This window comes from Streptomyces sp. NPDC048424, from assembly GCF_040651555.1.
Classification (GTDB): Bacteria; Actinomycetota; Actinomycetes; order Streptomycetales; family Streptomycetaceae; genus Streptomyces.
Genome location: NZ_JBEZKE010000004.1, coordinates 164445 through 189234, shown reverse-complemented (window position 1 = coordinate 189234; position 24790 = coordinate 164445). Strand labels below are relative to the sequence as shown.

The 24790-nt window shown below is 71.0% G+C and carries 18 protein-coding genes; 8 read left to right on the top strand and 10 right to left on the bottom strand.

Features of this window, described 5'->3' with window-relative positions; genetic code table 11:
• Nucleotides 1–181: 181 nt before the first annotated feature.
• On the bottom strand, nt 182–2764 hold the full coding sequence (pepN, locus tag AB0D29_RS07680; RefSeq protein WP_362852642.1) for an aminopeptidase N: 2583 nt from the start codon (nt 2762–2764) through the stop codon (nt 182–184).
• A gap of 139 nt (nt 2765–2903) precedes the next feature.
• Here pepN (AB0D29_RS07680) and AB0D29_RS07675 point away from each other — a divergent pair, with 139 nt between their 5' ends.
• Nucleotides 2904–3404, top strand: coding sequence for a DUF1203 domain-containing protein (locus tag AB0D29_RS07675; RefSeq protein WP_362852641.1), 501 nt, complete (start codon nt 2904–2906; stop codon nt 3402–3404).
• 58 nt (nt 3405–3462) lie between these two features.
• On the opposite strand, the gene AB0D29_RS07670 is transcribed toward AB0D29_RS07675, so the two are convergent.
• Entirely contained in the window at nt 3463–4494 is a 1032-nt protein-coding gene (locus AB0D29_RS07670; protein ID WP_362852640.1) for an aspartate-semialdehyde dehydrogenase, read from the bottom strand.
• Between the two features lie 260 nt (nt 4495–4754).
• On the opposite strand from AB0D29_RS07670, the gene AB0D29_RS07665 reads away from it, so the two are divergent.
• Complete coding sequence (locus AB0D29_RS07665) at nt 4755–6236, top strand: M28 family metallopeptidase (RefSeq protein WP_362852639.1); 1482 nt, start codon at nt 4755–4757, stop codon at nt 6234–6236.
• An 83-nt stretch (nt 6237–6319) separates the two neighbouring features.
• Here the strand turns inward: AB0D29_RS07665 and AB0D29_RS07660 are convergent, their stop codons facing one another.
• Together AB0D29_RS07660 and AB0D29_RS07655 are read right to left on the bottom strand one after the other, a co-directional pair.
• The gene (locus tag AB0D29_RS07660; protein ID WP_362852638.1) at nt 6320–9643 is read right to left on the bottom strand and encodes a S8 family serine peptidase; all 3324 of its coding nucleotides are present in this window, start codon (nt 9641–9643) and stop codon (nt 6320–6322) included.
• A gap of 262 nt (nt 9644–9905) precedes the next feature.
• The gene (locus tag AB0D29_RS07655; RefSeq protein WP_362852637.1) at nt 9906–10466 is read right to left on the bottom strand and encodes a CGNR zinc finger domain-containing protein; all 561 of its coding nucleotides are present in this window, start codon (nt 10464–10466) and stop codon (nt 9906–9908) included.
• A 137-nt stretch (nt 10467–10603) separates the two neighbouring features.
• Between AB0D29_RS07655 and AB0D29_RS07650 the strand changes: the two genes are divergently transcribed.
• Nucleotides 10604–11485 carry a pyridoxamine 5'-phosphate oxidase family protein gene (locus AB0D29_RS07650; protein WP_362852636.1) on the top strand — a complete coding sequence of 294 codons (882 nt, stop codon included), beginning with the start codon at nt 10604–10606 and terminating at the stop codon, nt 11483–11485.
• Here AB0D29_RS07650 and AB0D29_RS07645 read toward each other — a convergent pair.
• Both AB0D29_RS07645 and pepN (AB0D29_RS07640) read right to left on the bottom strand, forming a co-directional pair.
• Nucleotides 11461–12423 carry a hypothetical protein gene (locus tag AB0D29_RS07645; RefSeq protein WP_362852635.1) on the bottom strand — a complete coding sequence of 321 codons (963 nt, stop codon included), beginning with the start codon at nt 12421–12423 and terminating at the stop codon, nt 11461–11463. The genes AB0D29_RS07650 and AB0D29_RS07645 overlap by 25 nt on opposite strands.
• Before the next feature lie 223 nt (nt 12424–12646).
• Nucleotides 12647–15205: an aminopeptidase N gene (gene pepN, locus AB0D29_RS07640; protein ID WP_362852634.1), complete on the bottom strand. Its 2559-nt coding sequence runs from the start codon at nt 15203–15205 to the stop codon at nt 12647–12649.
• 139 nt (nt 15206–15344) lie between these two features.
• On the opposite strand from pepN (AB0D29_RS07640), the gene AB0D29_RS07635 reads away from it, so the two are divergent.
• Nucleotides 15345–15989: a DsbA family protein gene (locus AB0D29_RS07635; protein WP_362852633.1), complete on the top strand. Its 645-nt coding sequence runs from the start codon at nt 15345–15347 to the stop codon at nt 15987–15989.
• Nucleotides 15990–16140: 151 nt separating this feature from the next.
• Here AB0D29_RS07635 and AB0D29_RS07630 read toward each other — a convergent pair whose 3' ends face one another.
• Nucleotides 16141–16797, bottom strand: a complete 657-nt coding sequence (locus AB0D29_RS07630; protein WP_362852632.1) for a superoxide dismutase — start codon at nt 16795–16797, stop codon at nt 16141–16143.
• A 185-nt stretch (nt 16798–16982) separates the two neighbouring features.
• On the bottom strand, nt 16983–18392 hold the full coding sequence (locus AB0D29_RS07625; protein WP_362852631.1) for an amino acid permease: 1410 nt from the start codon (nt 18390–18392) through the stop codon (nt 16983–16985).
• Nucleotides 18393–18560: 168 nt separating this feature from the next.
• Here AB0D29_RS07625 and AB0D29_RS07620 point away from each other — a divergent pair, with 168 nt between their 5' ends.
• A complete protein-coding gene (locus AB0D29_RS07620; RefSeq protein ID WP_362852630.1) occupies nt 18561–19355 on the top strand; it encodes an SDR family oxidoreductase in 795 nt (264 codons plus the stop codon).
• 71 nt (nt 19356–19426) lie between these two features.
• On the opposite strand, the gene AB0D29_RS07615 is transcribed toward AB0D29_RS07620, so the two are convergent.
• Entirely contained in the window at nt 19427–20821 is a 1395-nt protein-coding gene (locus tag AB0D29_RS07615) for an amino acid permease (RefSeq protein WP_362852629.1), read from the bottom strand.
• A 287-nt stretch (nt 20822–21108) separates the two neighbouring features.
• On the opposite strand from AB0D29_RS07615, the gene AB0D29_RS07610 reads away from it, so the two are divergent.
• A complete protein-coding gene (locus AB0D29_RS07610; RefSeq protein ID WP_362852628.1) occupies nt 21109–21693 on the top strand; it encodes a biotin transporter BioY in 585 nt (194 codons plus the stop codon).
• A 78-nt stretch (nt 21694–21771) separates the two neighbouring features.
• Here AB0D29_RS07610 and AB0D29_RS07605 read toward each other — a convergent pair whose 3' ends face one another.
• Nucleotides 21772–23208, bottom strand: a complete 1437-nt coding sequence (locus tag AB0D29_RS07605; RefSeq protein ID WP_362852627.1) for an amino acid permease — start codon at nt 23206–23208, stop codon at nt 21772–21774.
• Nucleotides 23209–23427: 219 nt separating this feature from the next.
• Here AB0D29_RS07605 and AB0D29_RS07600 point away from each other — a divergent pair, with 219 nt between their 5' ends.
• Both AB0D29_RS07600 and AB0D29_RS07595 read left to right on the top strand, forming a co-directional pair.
• On the top strand, nt 23428–23913 hold the full coding sequence (locus tag AB0D29_RS07600; protein WP_362815213.1) for a ribose-5-phosphate isomerase: 486 nt from the start codon (nt 23428–23430) through the stop codon (nt 23911–23913).
• A gap of 69 nt (nt 23914–23982) precedes the next feature.
• Complete coding sequence (locus AB0D29_RS07595; protein ID WP_362852626.1) at nt 23983–24789, top strand: DNA-formamidopyrimidine glycosylase family protein; 807 nt, start codon at nt 23983–23985, stop codon at nt 24787–24789.
• The last annotated feature ends 1 nt before the right edge of the window (nt 24790 follow it).

Genomic DNA, 24790 nt, shown 5'->3' with positions numbered 1-24790 from the left:
AAACGCCGGGCGGGCTGAAATACCCGGGCTCCGCCCGGACCCGGTCCTCAAACGCCGGACGGCTGGCAGATCCAGCCTCGCCGGCGTTTGAGGCGCGGGGGTCCGGGGGCTGGTCCCCGGGAACGGCGCCGCACCCGCGGGAGGCGTTGCTTCCGCGGGTGCGGGCGGAGCCCGGAGGCCCTTAGACCTGAGCGGCAGCGGCAGCGGCGTCGGCCGCCTGGGCCTTCAGCGCGCGCTCGACGCCCGCGCGGGACTCCGAGACGAGCCGGCGCAGCGCAGCGTTCGGCTCGGCCGAGGCCAGCCACGCGTCCGTCGCGTCCAGCGTGTCCGCGGAGACCTGGAGCGTCGGGTACAGCCCCACCGCGATCTGCTGGGCGATCTCGTGGCTGCGGGTGTCCCAGACCTCCTTGACCGCCGCGAAGTACTTCGCGGTGTACGGGGCCAGCAGCTCGCGCTGGTCGGTCTGGACGAAGCCGCCGATCACGGCCTCCTGCACCGCGTTGGGGAGGTCCGCGGACTCCACCACCGAGGCCCACGCCTGAGCCTTGGCCTCCGCCGTCGGGCGGGCCGCCCGCGCGGTCGCCGCGTGGCGCTCACCGGCCGCGGTGGGGTCCCGCTCCAGCTCCGCCGCGATGGCCCCCTCCTCGGCGACGCCCGTCGCGGCGAGCCGCTCCAGGAACGTCCAGCGCAGCTCGGTGTCGACGGCCAGGCCCTCGATCTCCGCCGTGCCGTCGAGCAGCGCCGACAGGTAGGTCAGCTGTTCCTCGGTGCGGGCCGTGGCCGCGAAGGCACGGGCCCAGGCGAGCTGGTGGTCGCTGCCCGGGGCCGCCGCGCGCAGGTGCTCCAGCGTGGCCCCGGTCCAGGCCGCCAGGCCCTGCTCCCGCCACGCCGGGTCGGCGTACAGGTCCACGGCCAGCTTCACCTGGCGGTGCAGCGACTGGACGACGCCGATGTCGGACTCCTTGCCGATGCCCGAGAGGACCAGCGCGAGGTAGTCGCGGGTGGCGAGCTCGCCGTCGCGCGTCATGTCCCAGGCGGAGGCCCAGCACAGGGCGCGCGGCAGGGACTCCGCGAAGTCGCCGATGTGCGCCGTGACCGTGGCGAGGGACTCCTCGTCGAGGCGGACCTTCGCGTACGACAGGTCGTCGTCGTTCAGCAGGACGACCGCCGGGCGGGCCCGGCCGGCGAGCTCCGGCACCCTGGTGAGCGCGCCGTCGATGTCCAGCTCGATCCGGTCGGTGCGCACGAGGGCGCCGTCCTGGAGCTCGTACAGGCCGACCGCGATGCGGTGCGGGCGCAGGGTGGACTCGCCCTTGGCGCCGGCGGGCAGCGCGGGCGCCTCCTGGCGGATGCCGAAGGCGGTGATCCGGCCGTCCGCGTCGGTGGTGATCTCCGGGCGCAGGATGTTGATGCCGGCCGTCTCCAGCCACGCCTTCGACCAGGCGGTCAGGTCGCGGCCGGAGGTCTCCTCCAGGGCGCCCAGCAGGTCGGACAGGCGCGTGTTCCCGAAGGCGTGCGCCTTGAAGTACGCCTGCACGCCCTTGAAGAAGGCGTCCTGGCCGACGTAGGCCACGAGCTGCTTGAGCACCGAGGCGCCCTTGGCGTACGTGATGCCGTCGAAGTTGACGAGGACGTCGTCCAGGTCACGGATGTCGGCCATGATCGGGTGCGTGGACGGCAGCTGGTCCTGCCGGTACGCCCACGTCTTCATGGAGTTGGCGAAGGTGGTCCACGCGTGCGGCCACTTCGAGCCCTCGGCGTACGCCTGGCAGGCGATCGACGTGTAGGTGGCGAACGACTCGTTCAGCCACAGGTCGTTCCACCACTCCATGGTGACCAGGTCGCCGAACCACATGTGCGCGAGCTCGTGGAGGATCGTCTCCGCGCGCACCTCGTACGCCGCGTCCGTCACCTTCGAGCGGAAGACGTACTGGTCGCGGATGGTGACCGCGCCCGCGTTCTCCATCGCGCCCGCGTTGAACTCCGGCACGAAGAGCTGGTCGTACTTGGCGAAGGGGTAGTCGTAGGCGAACTTCTCCTGGAACCAGTCGAAGCCCTGCCGGGTGACGTCGAAGATCGCGTCCGCGTCGAGGAACTCGGCGAGCGAGGGCCGGCAGTAGATGCCGAGCGGTACGGACTGGCCGTCCTTGCCCTCGTACGAGCTGTGCACCGCGTGGTACGGGCCGACGATGAGCGCCGTGATGTACGAGGAGATGCGCGGGGTCGGCTCGAAGGCCCACACCCGGTCCTTCGGCTCGGGCGTCGGCGAGTTCGAGATGACCGTCCAGCCCTCGGGGGCCGTCACGGTGAACTGGAACGTGGCCTTCAGGTCGGGCTGCTCGAAGCTGGCGAAAACCCGCCGCGCGTCCGGCACCTCGAACTGGGTGTAGAGGTACGCCTGCTGGTCGACCGGGTCCACGAAGCGGTGGAGGCCCTCACCGGTGTTGGTGTAGGCGCAGTCCGCGACGACGCGGAGCTCGTTGGCCCCGGCCGCCAGGTGGGCCAGGGCGATGCGGGAGTCCCGGAAGACCGCCGCGACGTCCAGCGACCTGCCGTTGAGGACGACCTCGTGCACGGCCGGTGCGACCAGGTCGATGAAGGTCTCGGCCCCGGCCTCCGCCGACTGGAAGCGCACGGTGGTCACGGACGGGTAGGTGCCACCCTCCTGCGCCCCGCTGAGATCGAGTTCGATCTCGTAGGAGTCGACGGTGAGCAGCTTTGCCCGCTGCTGAGCCTCTTCACGGGTGAGATTCGTGCCTGGCACGCGGTCATCTCCTTTGATGGTGACGTTGCCCCGTCATCCTGACACGAGGGGGGCGTCACCGGCGCGGAGTAATCCACCGGCGAACACGAGGTCGGAAACCTGCCGGATTGCGCCGGTCGGCTGCGCCATGCTGATGGGTATGAACAGCGCATACCGGGCGAGGCCCGTGGGCGAGGCGGCGCTCAAGGAGCTCCGCGACCGCGACGACGCGGGGCGGGACTGCGTCCCGTACACCGATGACGAGGGCGGGGCGCCGTTGCGGTGCTGCCTGCGACCCGGCACGGCCGGTGAGCGGATCGCGCTCGTCTCGTACGCACCGCTGCGGCGCTGGGCCGCCGCCACGGGTGTGGATCCGGGCGCTTACGACGAGCAGGGGCCCGTCTTCATCCACGCCGAGGACTGCGGCGGACCGTCGGAGGGTGGGGGCCACCCGTTCGCCCGGCCCGGCGTGCGGCGCACCCTCCGGCGCTACGACGCCCGCGGGCACATCCTCGGCGGGCAGGTCCTGGAACTGGGTGCGGATCCCGACGGGATGATCGAGCGGGCCCTCGACGAGGCCTTCGCGGACCCCGCGGTGGTCCTCGTGCACGTGCGCGCCGCCGAGTTCGGCTGCTTCCTGTTCGAGGTGCGCAGGCCGTGACGTGCGGGAGGGGCGGGTGCCGTCCGGCATCCGCCCCTCAGCCGTGCGTGCGCCGGGATCAGCCCTGGCGGAGCTCCTCCGCGACGAGCTCAGCGATCTGGACCGCGTTCAGGGCCGCGCCCTTGCGGAGGTTGTCGTTCGAGAGGAACAGCGCGAGGCCGTTCTCCACCGTCTCGTCGACGCGGATGCGGCCCACGTACGAGGCGTCCTTGCCGGCGGCCTGGAGGGGGGTCGGGATCTCCGACAGCTCGACGCCCGCGGCGTCCCCGAGGAGCTCGTAGGCGCGCTCGACGCTGATCGGGCGGTCGAAGCGGGCGTTGATCTGGAGGGAGTGGCCGGAGAAGACCGGCACGCGCACGCAGGTGCCCGAGACCTTGAGCTCCGGGATCTCCAGGATCTTGCGGGACTCGTTGCGGAGCTTCTGCTCCTCGTCGGTCTCGAAGGAACCGTCGTCGACGATCGAGCCCGCGAGCGGGATCACGTTGAAGGCGATCGGCCGCTTGTAGACGCCCGGCTCGGGGAAGCCGACGGCCCCGCCGTCGTGGACCAGCCCGGTCGCGTCCCCGGCGACGGCCTTGACCTGTCCGTCGAGCTCGGCGACGCCGGCCAGGCCCGAGCCGGACACGGCCTGGTAGGTGGTGGCGATCAGCGCGGACAGGCCGGCCTCGTCGTGCAGCGGGCGCAGCACCGGCATCGCGGCCATGGTGGTGCAGTTCGGGTTCGCGATGATGCCCTTGGGGCGGTTCTTGATCGCGTGCGGGTTGACCTCGGAGACGACGAGCGGCACGTCGGGGTCGCGGCGCCAGGCGGAGGAGTTGTCGATCACGACGGCGCCCTGGGAGGCGACCTTCTCGGCGAGGGCCTTGGAGGTGGAGCCGCCCGCGGAGAAGAGCACGATGTCCAGGCCCGAGTAGTCGGCCGTGGAGGCGTCCTCGATGGTGATCTCCTTGCCCTCCCACTCGAGGGTGGAGCCCGCGGAACGGGCCGAGGCGAACAGCCGCAGCTCGTCCACCGGGAACTTCCGCTCGGCGAGGATGCCGCGCATGACTCCGCCGACCTGTCCGGTGGCTCCGACGATTCCGACCCTCACGGTGACTCCTTTGGTACGTACGACGCGGGCGCGCGTGGAGCCATCATGCGTTCGACCCCACGAGCCTTGTCCAATCCATTGTCCGAGGAACGGACGGTGTCCGGAGCGTGAACGTGTGTGACGAGTCCGTGGCGGGCGTGTTGCAGGGCCCCTGAACATCCGTTTTGCCAGGTCAGAGCCGGTTAGCGTCCGATCTGCCATGACCCGCATTCCGGACATGGCCGACCGCAGAACGAACATCCGACTCGGGGAGATCCACCGTGCGCGCCATCCGCCACCGCCGCCGGTCCATACCGGCGCTCGCCGCCCTCGCGGCCGCCGCCGTCGCCGCACCCGTCCTGCTGACCGCCACTCCGGCGGCCGCCCACCCGCGGGAGGGCGGGCTCGCCAAGGAGCTGGTGGAGGAGGTGAGCGCCCGCGGCGCCTACCGCCACCTGGCGAGGTTCCAGCAGATCGCCGACGCCAACGGCGGCAACCGCGCCGCCGGCACGCCCGGCCACGCGGCCTCCGCCGCTTACGTACACGACACGCTGAAGAAGGCCGGGTACCAGGTCTCGTACCAGGACTTCGACATCTACGAGGCGCACACGAAGACGGAGAAGACGACCGTCCTGGGTACCGGGGCCCGCGAGCTGGCCACCGCCGCCTTCACCTTCACCAAGTCCACCCCGGCCGGCGGCCTGGCCGCCCCGCTCGCCCTCGCGCGGGTCGACGAGACCCCCGGCTGCACGGCGGACGACTACCGGGCCGGCGCCTTCACCGGGAAGATCGCCCTGGTCAAGCGCGGTGCCTGCACCTTCGTGGAGAAGCAGCGGGCGGCCGCCGCGGCCGGCGCCGTCGGCGTCATCGTCTACAACCACAGCGGCACCACCCCGGTGCGCGGCGGGTTCTCCTCGCCCGACGAGGGGATCATCCCCAGCGCCGGCATCACACTGGCCGACGGCGAGGCGCTGACCGCGGCCGCGGCCCAGGGAGAGGTGAGCGTACGCCTGGACCTGGACCAGGAGCACGTGAAGAAGACCACCCGCAACGTGATCGCCGAGACCCGCGGCGGACGTTCCGACCGTGTGGTGACCGTCGGCGCGCACCTGGACTCGGTTCCCGAGGGCCCGGGCATCAACGACAACGGTTCCGGCTCGGCCGGTCTGCTGGAGGTCGCGCTGAAGCTGGCCGACGAGGGCGCCAACAAGAAGGGCAAGGGGCCCGCCAACAAGGTCCGCTTCGCCTGGTGGTCGGCGGAGGAGCTGGGCCTGCTGGGCTCGGAGCACTACGTCGCGCAGCTGTCGGAGAAGCAGAAGAAGGACATCGCGCTCTACCTGAACTTCGACATGATCGCCTCGCCGAACCCGGTGCAGTTCGTCTACGACGGCGACGACTCCGACAAGACCGGCGCGGGGGCGGGCCCGGCGGGCTCGGCGCAGATCGAGGCGCTGATCAACGGCTTCCTCGACAAGAAGGCCAAGCCGCACGAGGGCAGTGACTTCGACGGCCGCTCCGACTACGGCCCCTTCATCGCGAACGGCATCCCGGCCGGTGGCACCTTCACCGGCGCCGAGGGCATCAAGACCGCCGAGCAGGCCAAGCGTTACGGCGGCACCGCGGGGGCCCCGTACGACCCGAACTACCACGGCGCGGGCGACAACCTGAAGAACCTGGACCTCAAGGCCTTCGACACCAACCTGGACGTGATCGCCCACGCGGTCGGCACCTACGCCGAGTCGCTGCGCTCGCTGGGCAAGTAGGCCCGAAGCGCGGCCGGGGGAAACAGGCGGGGGCGGTGCTCTTACGAGCACCGCCCCCGCTGTCGTGCCGGGTTCCTACCGGGTTACGGGAGGACCTTCTCGATCTGCACGCTGCCGGTGCCGGCGGCGGTGCCGCGGGCGTTGAGCAGCTGGACCTGGCCGAAGAACTGCCGGCCCTCGGGGGCCGCGCTGTTGACCAGGACGTTCGCCGAGACGGACGCCGAGGCGCCGTTGGCGAGGTTCACCGCGGCGCTCTCGTCGACCTGGACGGAGCCCAGGGCGGCCGAGAAGAACACGTCGCGGTAGTCGTACGTGGTGGTGCCGGCCGGGATCGCGTAGCCGATGACCTTGACGCTGTAGGTGCCGGCGGCCGGGTTGACCAGGCTCACGGCCTCCTCGGAGTCGCCGTCGGCGGAGGCGCCGACCTTGACGCCGTCCTTGTAGACCTCGAGGTCGAGGTCCGCGCCGGTGTCGGAGACCTTGCCGATGGCGACGTCGAGGCGGGAGACGCCCTCGCCGATCGTGACCTCGGAGGTCTGGGTCTCACCGTTCGCGATGGTCGGCTTGGCGACCTTCGCGGAGCCGAGCGGGCCGCCCTTGAGCTTGCCGCCGGAGATGGCCGCGGCGTCGTTCTTGACGGTCCACTGGACCGGCGCCGGGGTGCCCTGCTTGACCTCGGGGAGGACCTTGACCGCCGGGTCGAAGCCCGCGCCGAGGACGGAGACGTCCAGCTTGAACGGGTTGTCGAGCAGCGGCGACGTACGGCGCGACTCGACCTCGATCTCCCAGACGCCCGGCTGCGGTTCGGCGTACGAACGCAGGTCGGGGCGGCAGGCGTTGGCCGGGTTGTCGTAGTTCGGGTAGCACTGGGTGGTCGCGCTGTCCTCGACGCCCACACCGTACGGGTGGATCGAGATGAAGCGCGTCTGGCTGCCCGGCTTGAGACCGCCGAGGGCGACCTCCAGCGTCTTCGCGCCCTGCGGCACGGTGACGAAGTACGACTTGTGGCTGTTGCGCTGCACCGAGGAGGAGTCCGAGAACGTGAACGACGGCTTCGCCAGCGGGGCGGAGGCGACGACGGTCGTCAGGATCTGCTTGTCGATGCCCTCGCTGGTCTCGTCGTCCAGCTGCAGGATGCCGCTGTGCACGCCGGCCGACTTGACGTTGGCCTCGACCTTGATGGTGACGGGCTTGTTCAGGGGCAGGGTGACGTAGTCGTAGCCGCCGATGACCTTGAAGGTGCCGTCGTTGTTGCGCCAGCTCAGGTTGTGCCGGGTGCCGTACTTGACGCCCGTGGTGCGGGTGACGACGACGTCGTAGACCTTCTTCTGGCCGACCTTGAGGCCGCCCTCGCGGTCGTAGAGGCCGGTGCCGAAGCCCGGGGTCTTCAGGAACTGGTCGATCGCGGTGTCGACCGGCGCCTTGACGGTGAACTCGTTCGCCTTCGCGTCGCGCTGGATGGACTCCCACGCGCCGGGGACGTTGATCAGGCCGGAGCCCTGGGCGTGCGCCGGGACGTCGTCGATCTTCTTCGCGGTGCTGGTGAGCGCCACGCGCAGGCTCGCCGGGGTCAGCTTGATGTTCTGCTGCTTGGCGGCCGAGATCAGCAGGGCGCTGGCGCCCGCCGCCTGCGGCGAGGACATCGAGGTGCCCTGGAGCATGCCGTAACCGGCCGGCAGGGTGTAGCCGGCCTCCTTCACGGGCGCGCCGGGCAGCCAGGTCTGGATGGTGTTGATGGCCGCGCCGGGGGCGGTGATGGTCGGCGTGAACCCGCCGTCCTCACGCGGACCGCGCGAGGAGAAGGGGAACATGTTGTACTTCTTGGTCACGCCGGAGCCGTAGTTGGCGGCCCAGGTCTCCTTGGAGACCGCGGCACCCACGGAGATGACCTTGTCCGCGAGACCGGGGTCGCCGATGGTGTTGACACCGGGCCCCTCGTTGCCCGCCGAGATGACGAGCTGGACACCGTAGGTGTCGATGAGGTTCTTGTAGAGCTCCGAGCGGGCGTTGTTGCCGTCGTTCAGCGCCGGCAGACCGCCGATGGACATGTTGACGATGTCCACGCCGCGGTTGACGACCAGGTCGATCATGCCCTCGGTCAGCGCGATGTTGGTGCAGCCGCCGGACCAGGAGCAGGCGCGCGAGGAGACGAGCTTCGCGCCGGGCGCCTCGCCGTTCATCTTGCCGCCGAAGAGGCTGTTGGCGGCGGTGATGCCGGCGACGTGCGTGCCGTGCTCGGACTCGATGATGCCGACGTTGACGAAGTCGGCCTTCTTGCCGATCCAGTCACCGCCCAGCGGGTCCATCGGGACGTCCTTGCGGATCTCGATCACGAACGGGATGCGCTCGGCGACGTCGGTCGCCGGGTTGTCCGTGCCGAAGTAGCCGATCTGGTAGCCGTCCTTGTACGGCTTCATCGGCTCGTTGTTCGTGAAGTCGCCGTCCTGGTCGGTGTCGACGCGGACGGTGCCGGCGGCGGCGTCGTAGAGCAGGCCGAACCGGTCGCTGGTGTCCCCGTCCCGGTTGACGTCGCCCTGCATGTCGCCGGTGGCGGTGATCGACTCGCTGAACCGGCTCCACTGGAAGGAGCCCTCGGGGGCCTTCCAGCTCTGGCCGCCCGCGGTGAAGGTGCCGCCCGCGGAGGTGACCGGAGTGATCTGGGCGCGCCAGGTGGCGTCGCCGTCGGTGATCGGGTCCGTGGCCGTCACCCAGTCGACGATCTTGCGCTCGCCGGTGGTGGTCTTCTGCAGGGCCGGGTGGCCGAGGTCGACGCCCGAGTCCATGATGCCGATGGTCACGCCACGGCCGTCGGCCTGCGGATTCTGCTTCACGAAGTCCACGGCACCCGTCTCGAAGGACGGGTTGTACGGGTTCTTCGCCGGGGTGTTCTTGTCCGGCGCCGGGTACGTCTCGGCGGCGGTCTTCTTGACCGCGCCCGACTCGCCCTTGGCGTCGGGACGGGGGTCCGGCAGCTGGATCTCGTGCCGCAGGTCGATTCCGTGCACCGAGGACAGCTTGGCGGCCGCCTTCAGCGCGGCGTCCGCCTTGCCGGTGGGCAGGGTGGCCCGCACGTAACCGAGGTTGTCGTACGTCTGGCCCACCGAGGCGCCCTGGACGGCGCCCAGCTGGTCGGAGACCTGCTTGGTCTGCCCGGGGGCGGTCGCGACCATGACGGTGACGTTCGCGTCACCCTTGGCCTTGGCCTCCTGGAGCAGCTCGGCGTCGGCCGAACCGAGCTTCTGGTCGGCGGACTTGACCGCGGGCGTGGTGCCCGGGGTCTCCGCGCCGGGGGCCGCGAACACGGGCGCGGCGCCGGTGGCCGCGAGGGCGGCGACCAGACCGGCCGCGGCCGCGACGCGTGCGACGCGTCTGGCCCCGGGTATGGAGCTGGGGGATTCGAGGGTCATCAGCATCCCTGGTAAGTGAAAGATACGGTCCGGATTTCGGTGCCGGATGACCGGTCAGCTTTCCTCACGTGACAGCTCTTTGGGGAGGGTTGTCATTGACCGAGACCTGCCGTGGCGGACTCTCGCCAGTGCGGCGTATGCGCCAGCGCGGCCGTACCGGGGCACAGTGGTGCGAACCAAGGGTGCTGAAGAGTAGATTTGTAGACTTTCCCGCCTTGCCGTGATGAACGGTCCCAGAGCGGGTGTGACAGATTCCGCGTGCTCAGCGCTCGCGCGTGCGCGCGTAGTGGCGCGAGGCCTTCGCCCGGTTTCCGCAGGCGGCCATCGAGCACCAGCGCCGGGTGCCGTTGCGCGAGGTGTCGTGGAAGTGCAGGACGCAGGTCTCGGACGCGCACGAGCGGATCCGGCCGGGTGTGCCGGCGAGCAGTTCCAGGTAGTCCCGGGCCGCCGTCCAGGCCGGACCCCAGGTCGGGTCGTCGAACTCGGTGCGCTCGCCCGGGCCCCCGGCGGTCAGGGTGGCGCGGATCCGCCCGTGTTCCAGTACGGCGTCGACCAGCGCACGGGCGCTCTCGTCGGCCGGGTCCGCGACCGCGCGGGCCAGTGCCTCGCGCGCGGTCAGCAGGTGGACGAGGGTCGCCGCGTCGGCGCGGAAGCGCTCCGCGAGGCCGGTGCTCTCCAGCCAGACCGCGAGCCCCTGCACCCGGGTCAGTCCGGCCGCTCCGGCGAAGAGGTCCTGCGGCTCCCCGTCGGTCACCCAGCGGGTGTTGAGCAGGTCGAGGGAGACCGGTTCCCCGGTCAGGGGGCGTGGGTCCGCTGCCGTCATGTCCCTCTCGCCCTTCTCGCCGGTTGGCTAACCCTTTAAGGGTACGTGAGCGGTTGACTCCCTCCGGGCTAACCTTTAACCTAAAGATAGAAGGTTAGATAGAGGGGCTGTGGACATCCCTGCGGAAGGGAGCCGTCATGACCTACCACCGGGGCGCGCTGGCCGTGCAGGAGCGGGTCGGCGTACGGGAGCTCGCCGAACACGTCGGCCGCTCGATCGGCGCGGGCGTCGGGGACGTCGCCGCCGCCTTCCTCGGGCTCCAGCCGCACCTGGTCGTCGGCGCGGCCGACGCCTCCGGGCGGATGTGGGCCTCCCTGCTCACCGGTCCGCCGGGCTTCGTACGGGCCACCGGGCCGGACCGCGTCACGGTCACCGGCGGACTGCCGGCGGGTGATCCGCTCGCGGATGCGCTGGCCACGGACGGGACCGGGGTCGGCGCCATCGCGCTCGACCCGCGCACCCGTCGCCGGATGCGGCTGAACGGGACCCTGGAGCCGACAGGTCGCGGGTTCGCGGTCCGGGCCGAGCGGGTCTTCGCCAACTGCCCCAAGTACCTCCAGAAACGGCAGCCCCTGGAGCTCGCCGCGCGAGGAGCCGGTGTCGTGCGGCGCGGGCACGCGCTCACCCCCGACCAGGAACGGGCCGTCCGCGCCGCCGACACCTTCTTCGTCGCCACCACCGCAGGGGCGGACGGGGTCGAGGCCAGTCACCGGGGCGGGCTGCCCGGCTTCGTCGAGGTGCTCTCGCCGACCGAGCTGGCCTGGCCGGACTACGCGGGCAACGCCATGTTCCTCACCCTGGGGAACCTGACCGTCGATCCGCGGGCGGGGCTGCTCTTCCCGGACTGGGAGAGCGGGGCGGTCCTCCAGCTGAGCGGCCGGGCCGAAACGGAGTTCGGGGCCGACGGGAGCCGCCGCACCCGCTTCCGGGTGGAGTCGGTGGTGGAGGGTCTGCATCCGGGGCGGCTGCTCTGGAGCACCCCGGAGTACTCGCCTCACCTGGGCAGCACCACCAGATAGGCGGCGGGCTCGCGGTCGCCGGACGCCGTCAGGGCGGTGCGGACGACCGCGGCCTGCTGCTCGGGCCAGTCGCGGAGCTTGCGCGGGGTGATGTGGATGACGGTCACGCCGAGCCGCTCCAGCGTCTCCCGCTTGCGGACGGACTCCGACCACTCCTCGTCCTCACCCTGGCGCGGGGCGCGCGTGTCGATCTCCAGGGCCACGGACTGCTCGGGCCAGAACGCGTCCACCCCGCCGAGGTGCGGGCCGCCGGGCAGCCGCAGGTCCACGTTCCACACGGGCTCGGGCAGCTCGTAGCCCCGTACGAGGTGGTACAGCCGGTCCTCGGCGATGGCGCGGCCCTCGGCGAGCAGCGACTCGACGGCGTCGACCACGTGCGGCCGGTTCAGCAGCCGGGCCACCGTCAGCTCCCGTACGACGGCGGCCGGTTCGCAGTGCCCGCCGCGAACGGCCTCGCTGAGCAGGCGGCGTACGGTGCCGGCGTCGGAGAGCTGGGCGACCGCGTCGGCGAGGGCCCGCGCGACGGGCGCCACCGGCAGGCCGGTCACCTCCTGGGAGCGGGGCGGGGTGTGCGCCCGCACGATCCGCACGTCCCCGGTGGAGCGCAGCCGCCGGGTCCCGGGCACCAGCACGTCGATGTGCGAGAGGGCGAGCAGCGCGGGCGCGGAGGCGAACCGGTACAGGGCGAGCGCCGCCAGCCCGGTGATCATCGCCTCGCCGGCGCCGCGCCGTCCCGCGTACAGCAGTGCGGCGTGCAGCCGCTCCTCGCTGGTCGCGGGCCCGGAGTGGAGCAGGAACACCCCCGGCAGGATCTGCTGCCAGGGCCGCTCGGCGGCGTCGGAGGCGGTGACGCCGTGCTCGCGCAGCTGGGCGAGGGTCAGCACGCGGGGGCGGCTGCCGGTGAGGTGGGCGAGGGGGAGGGGTGCGTTGTGGTTCATGACGCGGTGATTCCCTCAGGCCATGGCCTTGCTAACCCCTGTTACACGCTCGTCGACAAATCCGGACAAGCTGGGGCTAAAGTACGGGCGTTCGACTGCCGATGGGGTGCGCCCGTGTGGGGGAGCCGGCGCGGCGCTCAAACGCCGGCGGGGCTGGATGTTCAGCCTCGCCGGCGTTTGAGGCGCGGGGTCCGGGGCGGAGCCCCGGCAGCGGTGCCGCAGGCTAGTTGCCCGCCGCCGCGTCGCAGGCCTGGGCGCGCAGGGCACGGGCCAGGTCGTCGCGGGCCTCCAGCACCAGGCGGCGCAGGGCCGGCGCGGCCGAGGCGTGGGCCGACAGCCACGCGTCAGTGGCGTCGAGCGTGGCCGAGTCGGCCTGCAGCGACGGGTACAGACCCTTCACCACATCCATCGCGATCTGGATCGACCGGTCCGCCCACACCCGCTCGATCACCTCGAAGTAGCGCCCCGCGTAAGCCGCCAGCAGGCCCCGCTGCGAGGACTGCTGCATGCCCGCGATCGTCGCCTCCACCAGCGCGTTGGACAGTGCGTCCGATTCGACGACCGCCGCCCACGCCTGGTCCTTCACGGCCTCCGACGGCCGCGCCGCCAGGCACCGCACCTGGTGCCGCTTGCCCGACGCCGTGTCGTCGCGCGCCAGTTCGGCGGTGAGCACGGCCTCGTCGACCGCCCCGTGCGCGGCCAGCGGCAGCAGGAAGTCCCAGCGCAGCTCCTGGTCCACGTCCAGCCCGTCGATCCGCGCCGAGCCCTCCAGCAGCCCCAGCAGCAGCTGGAAGTCGCCCTCCGTGGCCGCGCTCGCCGCGAAGAAGCGGGCCCAGGTCAGCTGGTGCTCCGACCCCGGCGCCGCCAGCCGCAGCTCGTGCAGCGCGCCCGCCGCCAGGTCCCGGCCGCCCTGCTCGCGCCAGTCCGGTGCCGCGTAGTGCGTGACCGAGGTCAGGGCCTGCGCGTGCAGCTGCTGCAGGACGCCGACGTCCGTCTCCCGGCCCGCGTGCGCCAGGACCAGCTGGACGAAGTCGCGCGCCGGCATCAGGCCGTCCCGCGTCAGGTTCCACAGCGCCGACCAGCTGAGCGCGCGGGCGAGCGGGTCGGTCAGGTCGCCCAGGTGCGCCCGCAGCGTGGCCAGCGAGCCCTCGTCGAAGCGGATCTTGCAGTAGGTGAGGTCCTCGTCGTTGACCAGGACCAGGTCGGGCCGCTCCGCGCCCGCCAGCTCGGCGATCACGGTCCGCGCGCCGGAGACGTCCGCGTCTGCCCGCGCGTAGCGCACCAGGGACCCGTCGGACTCCAGCCGGTACAGGCCCACCGCGACCCGGTGCGGCCGCAGCTCCTCGCCCTCCTGCACGACCGCCAGCTCCGTCACGCGCCCGCCGGCGTCGTACGTCACCACCGGGGCGAGGGCGTTCACGCCCGCCGTCTGCAGCCAGGCCCGCGACCACTCGGCCATGTCCCGCCCGGAGACCTCGGCGAGCACCGACAGCAGGTCGTCCAGCGTGGTGTTCCCGTACGCGTTGGCCTTGAAGTAGCGCCGCGCGCCCTCCAGGAACGCCTCCCGGCCCGCGTACGCGACGAGCTGCTTCAGCACCGCCGCGCCCTTGGCGTAGGTGATGCCGTCGAAGTTCAGCTTCGCGTCCTCCAGGTCACGGATGTCGGCCGTGATCGGGTGCGTGGACGGCAGCTGGTCGGCGCGGTAGGCCCACGCCTTGCGGTTGTTGGCGAAGCTGACCCACGCCTGGTCGAAGCGGGTGGCCTCGACGAGCCCGAAGGAGCCCATGAAGTCCGCGAAGGACTCCTTCAGCCACAGGTCGTCCCACCACTTCATGGTGACGAGGTCGCCGAACCACATGTGGGCCATCTCGTGCAGGATGACGTTCGCGCGCCGCTCGTACGAGGCCTGCGTGACCTTGCCGCGGAAGATGTACTCCTCCCGGAAGGTCACCAGCCCCGGGTTCTCCATCGCGCCCAGGTTGTACTCCGGCACGAAGGCCTGGTCGTACTTCCCGAAGGGGTACGGGTAGTCGAAGATCTCGTGGAAGAGGTCGAAGCCCTGCTTGGTGACCAGGAAGACGTCGTCCGCGTCGAAGTGCTTCGCCAGTCCCTTGCGGCACATCGCGCCCAGCGGGATGGTCAGGTCCCCGCGCGTGTAGGTGTCCGTGACGTAGTGGTAGGGGCCCGCCACCACGCACGTGATGTACGTGGAGATCGGCTGGGTCTCGGCGAACCGCCAGACCCCGGCCTCGCGCGACTCCTCCGCGCCGTTGCTCCACACCTGCCAGCCCTCGGGGGCGGTCACCTCGAAGCGGTAGGGCGCCTTCAGGTCCGGCTGCTCGAAGTTCGCGTACACCCGCCGCGCGTCGGCCGGCTCGTACTGGGTGTAGAGGTAGACCTCGCCGTCCTCCGGGTCCACGAAGCGGTGGAGGCCCTCGCCGGTCCGGCTGTACGCGCAGTTCGCGTCCACCACCAGGACGTTCTCGGCGGCCAGGCCGTCCAGGGCGATCCGCGCCCCGTCGAAGACGGCGGCCACGTCCAGCGCCCGCCCGTTCAGGGTGACGGCGTTCACCGAGGGGGCGATCAGGTCCGCGAAGGTGGAGCCGCCGGCGGTCGCGGCCCGGAAGCGGACCGTCGTCACCGAGCGGAAGGTCCGCGGGCCCTCGGCCGGTTCGGCCTCGTCCACCGCGGAGGTGATGTCGAGGACCACCTCGTACCCGTCGACGGACAGCAGTTCGGCCCGCTCACGGGCCTCGTCGCGGGACAGATTCTCACCGGGCACGTGCACTCCTTCGTGCGGGATCGCGTTCTTGTGTCGAATCCTCGCACGAGGGGAATGCGTGCGGCGGCGTCCTGGTTGGCCACGGAGAACATGCGCCAGTGATGCCCTTTTTCCGCCTGTGACGAGACCGAGGAGAGACATGACCGAGACCCAGGTGCGCGAGAAGACCCCGGTCGACTTCTGGTTCGACCCGCTCTGCCCTTGGGCCTGGATGACGTCCCGCTGGATGGTCGAGGTCGAGAAGGTCCGCGACGTCGAGGTCCGCTGGCACGTGATGAGCCTCGCCGTTCTCAACGAGAACAAGCTCGACGAGCTGCCCGAGACCTACCGCGAGCTGCTCGGCCCCAAGGGCTGGGCTCCGGTGCGCGTGGTGATAGCGGCCCAGCAGAAGCACGGTGAGGAGGTCACCGGCAAGCTCTACACCGCGCTCGGCACCCGCATCCACAACGACGAGAAGGGCCCGACCCGCGAGGTGATCGCCGAGGCGCTGGCCGAGGTCGGCCTGCCGGCCGAACTGCTCGCGTACGCCGACTCGGACGAGTACGACGAGGTGCTGCGGGCCTCCCACAACGACGGCATCGACCGCGTGGGCCAGGAGGTCGGCACCCCGGTGATCTCCGTTCCCGGCGCCGAGGGCGACGTGGCCTTCTTCGGCCCGGTCGTCACCCCGACCCCGCGCGGCGACGCCGCCGCCCGGCTGTGGGACGGCACCCTGCTCGTCGCCTCCACCCCCGGCTTCTACGAGATCAAGCGCACCCGCACCAAGGGCCCGTCCTTCGAGTAGGACCTGCCGTTGCGCACAGAAGACCCCCGCGAGTCACGTCCTCGCGGGGGTCTTCCGTTCTACATGCCCCGCAGGTGATGGTTGAGAAGACGATCACGAGGCTGGGGGCACCTCCCGGCCGAAGGCTGGGGGAGGGCTCTGCGGTGTGCGATCAGCCCTTGGCGGGGATCAGCAGCGGGGTGTTCGCCTTGGCGTCGGCGTAGCGCCCGGCCACGTCCTGCCAGTTGACGACGTTCCACATCGCCTCGATGAAGTCCACCTTCTGGTTCTTGTACTGCAGGTAGAAGGCGTGCTCCCAGGCGTCGAAGACCAGGATCGGGGTGCTGGCCACGCCCACGTTGCCCTGGTGGTCGTAGACCTGCTCGACGACCAGCCGGCCGCTGACGGGCTCGTACGCGAGCACGCCCCAGCCGGAGCCCTGGGTGGCGGAGGAGGCGAAGGTCAGCTGCTTCTTGAACTTCGCGAAGGAGCCGAAGGACTCGGTGATCGCGTCGGCCAGGTCGCCCAGGCCGTCGGCCGCGGTGGGCTCGCCGCCGCCCTCGCCGGTCTTCGGGCTGGCCATGTTGTGCCAGTAGATGCTGTGCAGGATGTGGCCGGAGAGGTGGAACGCGAGGTTCTTCTCGAGGCCGTTGAGCGCGCCCCAGTTCTCCTTGTCGCGCGCCTCCGCCAGCTGCTCCAGCGTGTTGTTGGCGCCCGTGACGTAGGCCGCGTGGTGCTTGTCGTGGTGCAGCTCGATGATCTGCGGGTTGATCACCGGCTCCAGCGCCGCGTAGTCGTACGGAAGCTCAGGAAGCGTGTAGATGGCCATGCGTGTTATCCGGTCCCCTCGGCGTGCCAATCGCTAATTGCAATTAATGCGCAACTGCACGCTAGCAGCATCTATTCCTCTTCTCATGTAAGGGTTGCCTCTCTTGTCGGGACCTCCGGAACGACGGAGGCCGGGCCCATGCGATCGCATGGGCCCGGCCCCTGACGTGCCGTTCGGTTCGGGTGTCACGCCGCCGCGCGCACCGCCGCGGCCCGGCGCTGCATCACGTAGCCCGTCACCGCGAGGGCGACGGTCAGCCCGCCGGTGAAGACCACCTGGACCCGGGTGTCCTCGCCCAGTGCCATCAGGACCAGCACCCCGGCCACCCCGGCCAGGGCCGCCCAGGTCAGGTACGGGAAGCCCCACATCTTCACGACGAGCTTCTCCGGGGCCGCCCGCTGAAGCCGCCGGCGCAGCACGAACTGCGAGACCGCGATGAAGCCCCAGACGATCAGGATGACCCCGCCGACCATGTTCAGCAGCCAGGCGAACAGGGTGTCCGGGTACCAGTACGAGAGCAGCACGGTGACGAAGCCGAAGCCGCAGGAGGCGAGCACCGCCCGGCGCGGCACCCCGCCGGAGACCTTGCCCAGCGCCTTGGGGCCCTGGCCGCGGGCGACGAGGGAGTAGGCCATGCGCGAGGAGCCGTAGATGTTGGCGTTCATCGCGGACATCAGGGCGATCAGGATGACCACGTTCATGATCTCGCCGGCGGCCGGGATGCCCAGCCGGCTCAGGGTGGCGGCGTACGGGCCGTCCGCCGTGACGGCCGGGTCGTTCCACGGCAGCAGGGTGACGATGACCAGCATGGAGCCGACGTAGACGATCGCGATCCGCCACATGGTGGTCCGCACGGCCTTGGCCACGCCCGCCACGGGGTTCTCGGACTCGGCGGCGGCGATGGTCACCGTCTCCAGTCCGCCGTACGCGACGACCGAGGCCAGCAGTCCGACCAGCAGGCCGTCCACGCCGTGGGGCAGCAGGCCGCCGTCGTGGAGCAGGTTGGCGGTGCCGGGGGAGGAGGTGCCGGGCAGCAGGCCGAGGACGGCCAGGACGCCCAGGCCCAGGAAGAGCCCGATCGCGCCGATCTTGAGGGCGGCGAACCAGAACTCGAACTCGCCGAAGTTCGAGACGGCGGCCAGGTTCGAGCCGCAGAACACCGCCATGAAGACGAGCACCCACATCCAGGAGGGGGTGCCCGGGAACCAGCCGGTCATGATGTGCGCCGCGCCGATGGCCTCGATGGCCACGCCCACGCACAGCAGGATCCAGAACATCCAGCCCGCGGTGAATCCGGCCCAGGGGCCGATCGCCCGCTCCGCGTGGACCGAGAAGGACCCGGAGGCGGGGTTGGCGGCGGACATCTCGCCGAGCATCCGCATCACGAACATCACGAGCAGCCCGGACGCGGCGTACGCGAGCACGATCGAGGGGCCGGCGGCGGCGATGCCGGCGCCGGAGCCGACGAAGAGCCCGGCGCCGATGACCCCGCCGAGGGCGATCATCGAGAGGTGGCGCTGCTTGAGCCCGTTGCCGAGGGGGGATCCGGCGTCGCTCTGCGGGGGTTCGAGGGGTGTCAGGGTGCTCTGGCTCATTGGGGTGTGCCTGTCCGGTGTGCGGGGGGACGTGATGAGGTGCCCCAGTCTCACCTCCGTCCGATCTTCGGATGGTCGGCGTCCGATATGCGGACAGCCGGATGACCGGCCGTGATCATCCCCGTACGCTCATGACAGGACGCAGGTGACGCGACGACGGGGGTACCGGTGGACGAAGGAACGGACCACGGCATACGGGAACTGGCCGACACGGGCCGGGGGGTGCTCGTCACCGGGGCCTCGCGGGGCATCGGGCGGGCCATCGCCACGGCCTTCGCCGAGCGGGGTGACCGGGTGGCGGTGCACTGCACGGTCCGGCGGGCGGACGCCGAGCGCACCCTCGCCGACCTGCCCGGCGAGGGCCACGTCCTCGTCAGCGGCGACCTCGCCGACCCGGCCCGCGTGGAAGCCCTCGCGGCCGAGGCCGAGGAGGCGCTCGGCGGCATCGACGTCCTCGTGAACAACGCCGCCGTGATGGTCGCGCACCCGCTGCCCACGACCTCGTACGCCGACTGGCAGGAAGCCTGGCGGCAGACCGCCGCCGTGAACCTCTTCGCCCCGGCCAATCTCACCCACTGCGTCGCCCGCCACATGATCGCCGGCCGGCGGGAGGGCCGCGTCGTCAACATCGGCTCGCGCGGGGCGTTCCGCGGCGAGCCCGACCACCCCGCCTACGGCGCCACCAAGGCGGCCCTGCACGCACTCGGCCAGTCCCTCGCCGTTTCCCTGGCCCCGCACGGCATCGCCGTGGCCTCCGTGGCGCCCGGCTTCGTGGCCACCGAGCGGGTCGCCGGGCGGCTCGAAGGAGAGGAGGGCGAGCGGATCCGGGCGCAGAGCCCCTTCGGCCGGGTCGGCACCCCGCAGGAGATCGCCGCCGCCGTGCTGCACCTGGCCTCGCCCGCCGCACGCTGGAGCTCGGGCACCGTGCTCGACGTCAACGGAGCCTCGTACCTGCGCACCTGACGCGCGAAGGCCCCCCGCGCCGGGTGCGCGGGGGGCCTTCGCATGCCGTGGGCCCGGGGGCCGTGGGCCGGTCAGGACTTCGGGGTGCGCCGCTCCCGTACGAACGCCACCACGAGCACGAGGACCGCCGCGCCCGTGGACCACAGGAGCTGCGGCCGGGCCGAGTCGTCGAACAGCATCAGGACCAGCACCGCCGCCATCCCGATCAGCGCCGCCCAGGTCGCGTACGGGAACAGCCACATCGGCAGGGTCAGCCGCTCCGGCATGTCCCGCTCGATGATCCGGCGCAGCCTCAGCTGGGACACCGCGATCAGCGCCCACACGAACAGCAGCACCGCGCCGACCGCGTTGAGCATGTAGAGGAAGATCGTGTCCGGCCACAGCAGGTTCAGCACCACCGACACGAAGCCGAAGGCCACCGAGGCGAACACCGCGCGCCGCGGCACGCCGCCCGACACCTTCAGCAGCGACTTCGGCGCCTCGCCGCGCTCGGCCAGCGAGAACACCATGCGCGAGGACCCGTACAGGTTCGCGTTCAGCGCCGACAGCAGGGCCACGAACACCACGACGTTCATGATCTGACCGGCCCCCGGGATGCCGATCGAGTCGAGGACCGCCACGTACGGGCTCTGGCCCGGCTCCAGCGAGTCCCACGGCAGCAGGGTCACGATGACCAGCATCGAGCCGACGTAGAAGAAGAGGATGCGCCACACCGCGCTGCGCACCGCCCGGGACACCGAGCGCGCCGGGTCGTCCGACTCGGCGGCCGCGATGGTGACGACCTCCAGGCCGCCGAAGGCGAAGATGACGGCGAGCATGCCGGCGACCACTCCGCCGAAGCCCTCGGGGAAGAAGCCGCCGTGACCGGTGAGGTTGGCCGTGCCGACCGGATCGGTCTCCGGGAGGACGCCGAAGATCGCGAGGGTGGCGAGGATCAGGAAGAGGACGATCGCACCGACCTTGAGGGCCGCGAACCAGAACTCGAACTCGCCGAAGTTCTTCACCGCGGCCAGGTTGCTCACGGTGAAGACCACCATGAAGAGCAGCACCCAGACCCACTGGTCGACGGCGGGCACCCAGCCGTTGGCGATCTTCGCCGCGCCGGTGGCCTCCACGGCCAGCACCACGACCAGCAGGAACCAGTACAGCCACCCCGCCGAGAAACCGGCCCAGCGGCCGAGCGCCTTCTGCGCGTAGACCGAGAAGGAGCCGGAGGCGGGCATCGCGGCCGACATCTCGCCCAGCGCCCGCATCACGAGCATCGCGAGGACGCCCGCCAGCAGGTAGGAGCAGATGATCGCGGGACCGGCGATGCCGATGCCGGCTCCGGAGCCGACGAACAGACCGGCGCCGATCACGCCGCCCAGACCCAGCATGGTCAGGTGGCGCTGCTTGAGGCTGTGGCTCAGTGGTTCCGCGGGCAGGTCGCCCGTCGTGGGAGGTGCGTCGTGCAGGGGCTCACGCATGAGGGGGTGCTCGTACTCTCGTTCGGCCCAGCGCTGGTGGGGGCTCCGCAACTGGATTGGCGGGACCCTACAGTCTCACTGAGCGGCGGCCGTCCGTGCAAAACGGACGTGTTGTTAGATGTTCCTCGTGATGAGGATCACGCCGGCGTGATGGTGGGGGTCGGGCTTTGTTTGATCCCCACCAATCGAGGGAGTGGGGCTTTGTCCCGGGCAGCGGTGGGGCGGCGCGGGGCCGCGGACTAACGTCGGTGATCGTCCTGCCCCCACCCCCTCCCGCGGAGCCCCTCATGAGCACTGCTTCCGTCTCCCTCCGGCCCGGCGCCGTCCTCGCCGACCTGCTGCCCGCGAGCCGCGTCCGCGACATCGCGCTCGTCGCCGGCGGCGCCGCGCTGACCGGGCTGGCCGCCCAGGTCTCCGTCCACGTCGACGGCCTGGCCGCGCCGATCACCGGCCAGACCTTCGCGGCCCTGCTCGTCGGCACCGCGCTCGGCGCCGGCCGCGGCTTCCTCTCGCTCGCCCTCTACACCCTGGTCGGCATGGCGGGCGTGCCGTGGTTCGCGGACGGCGCCTCCGGTGCGGGCGGCGCGACCTTCGGGTACGTCCTCGGCATGCTGCTGGCCTCCACCCTCGTCGGCGCCCTCGCCCGGCGCGGCGCCGACCGCTCGGTCCTGCTCATGGCCGGCGCGATGGTGCTGGGCTCGGCCGTGATCTACGCGGTGGGCGTGCCGTACCTGATGGCCGTCACCGGGATGTCCCTCGGTGTCGCCGTCGCCAAGGGCCTGGTCCCGTTCCTGATCGGCGACGCCCTCAAGGCCGCGCTGGCCATGGGCGTCCTGCCGGCCGCCTGGAAGCTGGTCGGCCGCCGCGGCTGACCGGGCGGTCCCCGAACGCGCCGGAGCCCGGCCCGCCTGATGAAGGCGGGCCGGGCTCCGGCGTATCTGCACGTGCGATCAGCCCTGCACGGCCGCCCGCTTGCGGCGGAAGTCCAGGACCACACCGACCAGCACGACGACGCCGGCGACCAGCGTGGACAGGGTGACGACCTCGCGGTTGGCGTCGTCCACGAACATGTAGCCGATCACGAACGTGATCAGTGCGGCGGTGGCCCAGGTCAGCCACGGGAAGAGCCACATCTTCACGGTCAGCTTCTCCGGGGCCTCGCGGACCAGGATCCCGCGCATCTTCAGCTGGGTGAAGCAGATCACCAGCCAGACGAAGAGCGCGATGGCACCCGAGGAGTTCAGCAGGAAGTTGAAGACCGTGTCCTTGAAGGCGTAGTTGAAGTAGACGGCGACGAAGCCGAAGACCGTGGAGCCCAGGATCGCGGCCACCGGCACGCCGCGGGAGTTGACCTTGGCGAACGCCTTGGGGGCGTCGCCGCGCTCACCGAGCGAGAAGGCCATGCGGGAGGCGGTGTAGAGGCCCGAGTTCAGGCAGGACAGCACGGCGGTCAGGACGATGACCTCCATGATCGTGCCGGCGTGCGCGATGCCGATCGAGTCCAGGGCGGCGACGTACGAGCCCTTCTCGGTGATCGACTTGTCGTTCCACGGGAGCAGCGTCAGCACGATGAAGATCGAGCCCAGGTAGAAGACGCCGATCCGCCAGATGACGGAGTTGGTGGCCCGGGTGACCGCCTTGCGGGGGTTCTCCGACTCGCCGGCCGCCAGGGTGACGATCTCGCTGCCCATGAAGGAGAAGACGACCATCAGCACACCGGTGAGGACCGCGCCGTAGCCGTTGGGGAAGAAGCCGCCCGCGTCGGTCAGGTGCGCGAAGCCCGCGCCCGGGTTGTCCGAGCCCGGCAGCACGCCGAAGACGGCCAGCATGCCGACGATCACGAAGGCGCCGATGGCGACGACCTTGATGCCCGCGAACCAGAACTCGAACTCACCGTAGGAGGCGACCGAGCCGAGGTTGGTGGCGGTCAGGACCGCCATCACGATCAGCGCCCAGCCCCACTGCGGGACGGCCGGGATCCAGCTCTCCAGGATGGCGGCACCGGCGGTGGCCTCCACGGCGAGCACGACGACCCAGAAGAACCAGTAGAGCCAGCCGATGGAGAAGCCGGCCCAGCGGCCGAGCGCACGGTCGGCGTAGGCGGAGAAGGAGCCCGAGTTCGGACTGGCGGCAGCCATCTCGCCCAGCATCCGCATCACGAAGACGACCATCGCGCCGACCAGCGCGTAGGAGATCAGGATGGCGGGACCGGCCTTGGCGATACCGCCACCGGAGCCGACGAAGAGACCGGCGCCGATGACGCCGCCGATGGCGATCATGGACAGGTGGCGGTTCTTGAGACCGGCCTTCAGACCGTCGGAGGGCTGACCCTCACCGATGTTGTCGGTGGGGTCGCCTTCCTTCTGGAGGGTCGTCGTGGAGCTCATGGACGGATCCTTAGGTTCTCGGGTTGCGAGCCCCGGCATTCAAACCTGAGATGAACGCAGGACGGAAGACCTCAATCCGGATCGTTGCGTTTGGACGAACGTCCCGGATCGAGGTCCTCCCGTGTCCCATCTGCGCTCTTTGGGTTTACTTGAGCTTTAGAAGTGACTTACGCGACACCCCCTGCGGGCCGCGGGACCCCTTCGTGCCACACTCGTCCCATGCGCGTGTACCTCGGATCCGACCATGCCGGCTTTGAGCTCAAGAACCACCTGGTGGACTGGCTCAAGAACAACGGCCACGAGCCCGTCGACTGTGGGCCCCACATCTACGACGCGGTGGACGACTACCCGCCGTTCTGCCTCCGCGCGGCGGAGAAGACCGCCGCGGACGCCGGCAGCCTCGGCATCGTGATCGGCGGCTCCGGCAACGGCGAGCAGATCGCCGCGAACAAGGTCAAGGGCATCCGCGCCATCCTCGCGTGGAGCGTCCAGACCGCCGAGCTGGGCCGCGAGCACAACAACGCCAACGTCATCTCCGTCGGCGGCCGCATGCACACCCAGGAAGAGGTCGTCAGCTTCGTCGACGCCTTCCTGAAGACCCCGTACTCCGACGAGGAGCGGCACACCCGCCGCATCGACATGCTCTCCGCCTACGAGCAGACCGGCGAGCTCCCCCCGATCCCGGCCCACCACCCGCAGGGCTGATCCCGCTCCCGGCCGTGCCGCTCCCTGCGGGGGTGGCACGGCCGTTTTCATTCTTCCCAGGAGTCCGCCGTGCCCGAGGGGCATACGATCCACCGCCTCGCCCAGGACCACACCGAGCGGTTCGCCGCCCGCCCGGTCCGCGTGAGCAGCCCCCAGGGCCGCTTCGCCGAGAGCGCGGCCCTTCTCGACGGGCGCGCACTGGAGAGCGCGGAGGCGCACGGCAAGCACCTCTTCCTCGAACTGGGCGACGCCTGGATCCACATCCACCTCGGACTCTTCGGCAAGCTCGGCTTCGGCCCCGCCCCGGCGCCGCCCGCGACCGACACCGTCCGGCTGCGGCTGCTGAACGAGGAGCACTACGCCGACCTGCGCGGACCCACCGCCTGCGCGCTGATCGGCGAGGGCGAGAAGAAGGCGATACACGAACGGCTCGGCCCCGACCCGCTGCGGCCGCACGACGACCCCGACCGGGCCTGGAAGCGGATCTCCCGGTCCCGCACCACCGTCGCCGCCCTGCTGATGGACCAGAAGATCGTCGCGGGCATCGGCAACGTCTACCGCGCCGAGGTCCTCTTCCGGCACGGCATCGACCCGTACCGCGCGGGCAAGGACCTCACCCGCGCCGAATGGGACGCCATGTGGGCGGACCTGGCCGCCCTGATGCGCGAGGGCGTGCGGAACAACCGCATCGACACCGTCCGCGACGAGCACCTGCCCGAGGCGATGGGCCGGCCGCCGCGCGTGGACGACCACGGCGGCGAGGTGTACGTCTACCGCAGGGCGAACCTGCCCTGCCACATCTGCGGGGGCGAGATCCGCACCGCCGATCTCGCCGCCCGCAACCTCTTCTGGTGCCCGGCCTGCCAGCAGCGCTAGC

Bases quoted from the DNA above. Each gene is read 5' to 3' on its own strand.
- AB0D29_RS07645 (WP_362852635.1), bottom strand. From the start codon at position 12,423: ATGAACCACAACGCACCCCTCCCCCTCGCCCACCTCACCGGCAGCCGC.
- AB0D29_RS07660 (WP_362852638.1), bottom strand. From the start codon at position 9,643: ATGACCCTCGAATCCCCCAGCTCCATACCCGGGGCCAGACGCGTCGCA.
- AB0D29_RS07630 (WP_362852632.1), bottom strand. From the start codon at position 16,797: ATGGCCATCTACACGCTTCCTGAGCTTCCGTACGACTACGCGGCGCTG.
- AB0D29_RS07625 (WP_362852631.1), bottom strand. From the start codon at position 18,392: ATGAGCCAGAGCACCCTGACACCCCTCGAACCCCCGCAGAGCGACGCC.
- AB0D29_RS07655 (WP_362852637.1), bottom strand. From the start codon at position 10,466: ATGACGGCAGCGGACCCACGCCCCCTGACCGGGGAACCGGTCTCCCTC.
- AB0D29_RS07635 (WP_362852633.1), top strand. From the start codon at position 15,345: ATGACCGAGACCCAGGTGCGCGAGAAGACCCCGGTCGACTTCTGGTTC.
- AB0D29_RS07615 (WP_362852629.1), bottom strand. From the start codon at position 20,821: ATGCGTGAGCCCCTGCACGACGCACCTCCCACGACGGGCGACCTGCCC.
- AB0D29_RS07675 (WP_362852641.1), top strand. From the start codon at position 2,904: ATGAACAGCGCATACCGGGCGAGGCCCGTGGGCGAGGCGGCGCTCAAG.
- AB0D29_RS07650 (WP_362852636.1), top strand. From the start codon at position 10,604: ATGACCTACCACCGGGGCGCGCTGGCCGTGCAGGAGCGGGTCGGCGTA.
- AB0D29_RS07610 (WP_362852628.1), top strand. From the start codon at position 21,109: ATGAGCACTGCTTCCGTCTCCCTCCGGCCCGGCGCCGTCCTCGCCGAC.
- AB0D29_RS07605 (WP_362852627.1), bottom strand. From the start codon at position 23,208: ATGAGCTCCACGACGACCCTCCAGAAGGAAGGCGACCCCACCGACAAC.
- AB0D29_RS07600 (WP_362815213.1), top strand. From the start codon at position 23,428: ATGCGCGTGTACCTCGGATCCGACCATGCCGGCTTTGAGCTCAAGAAC.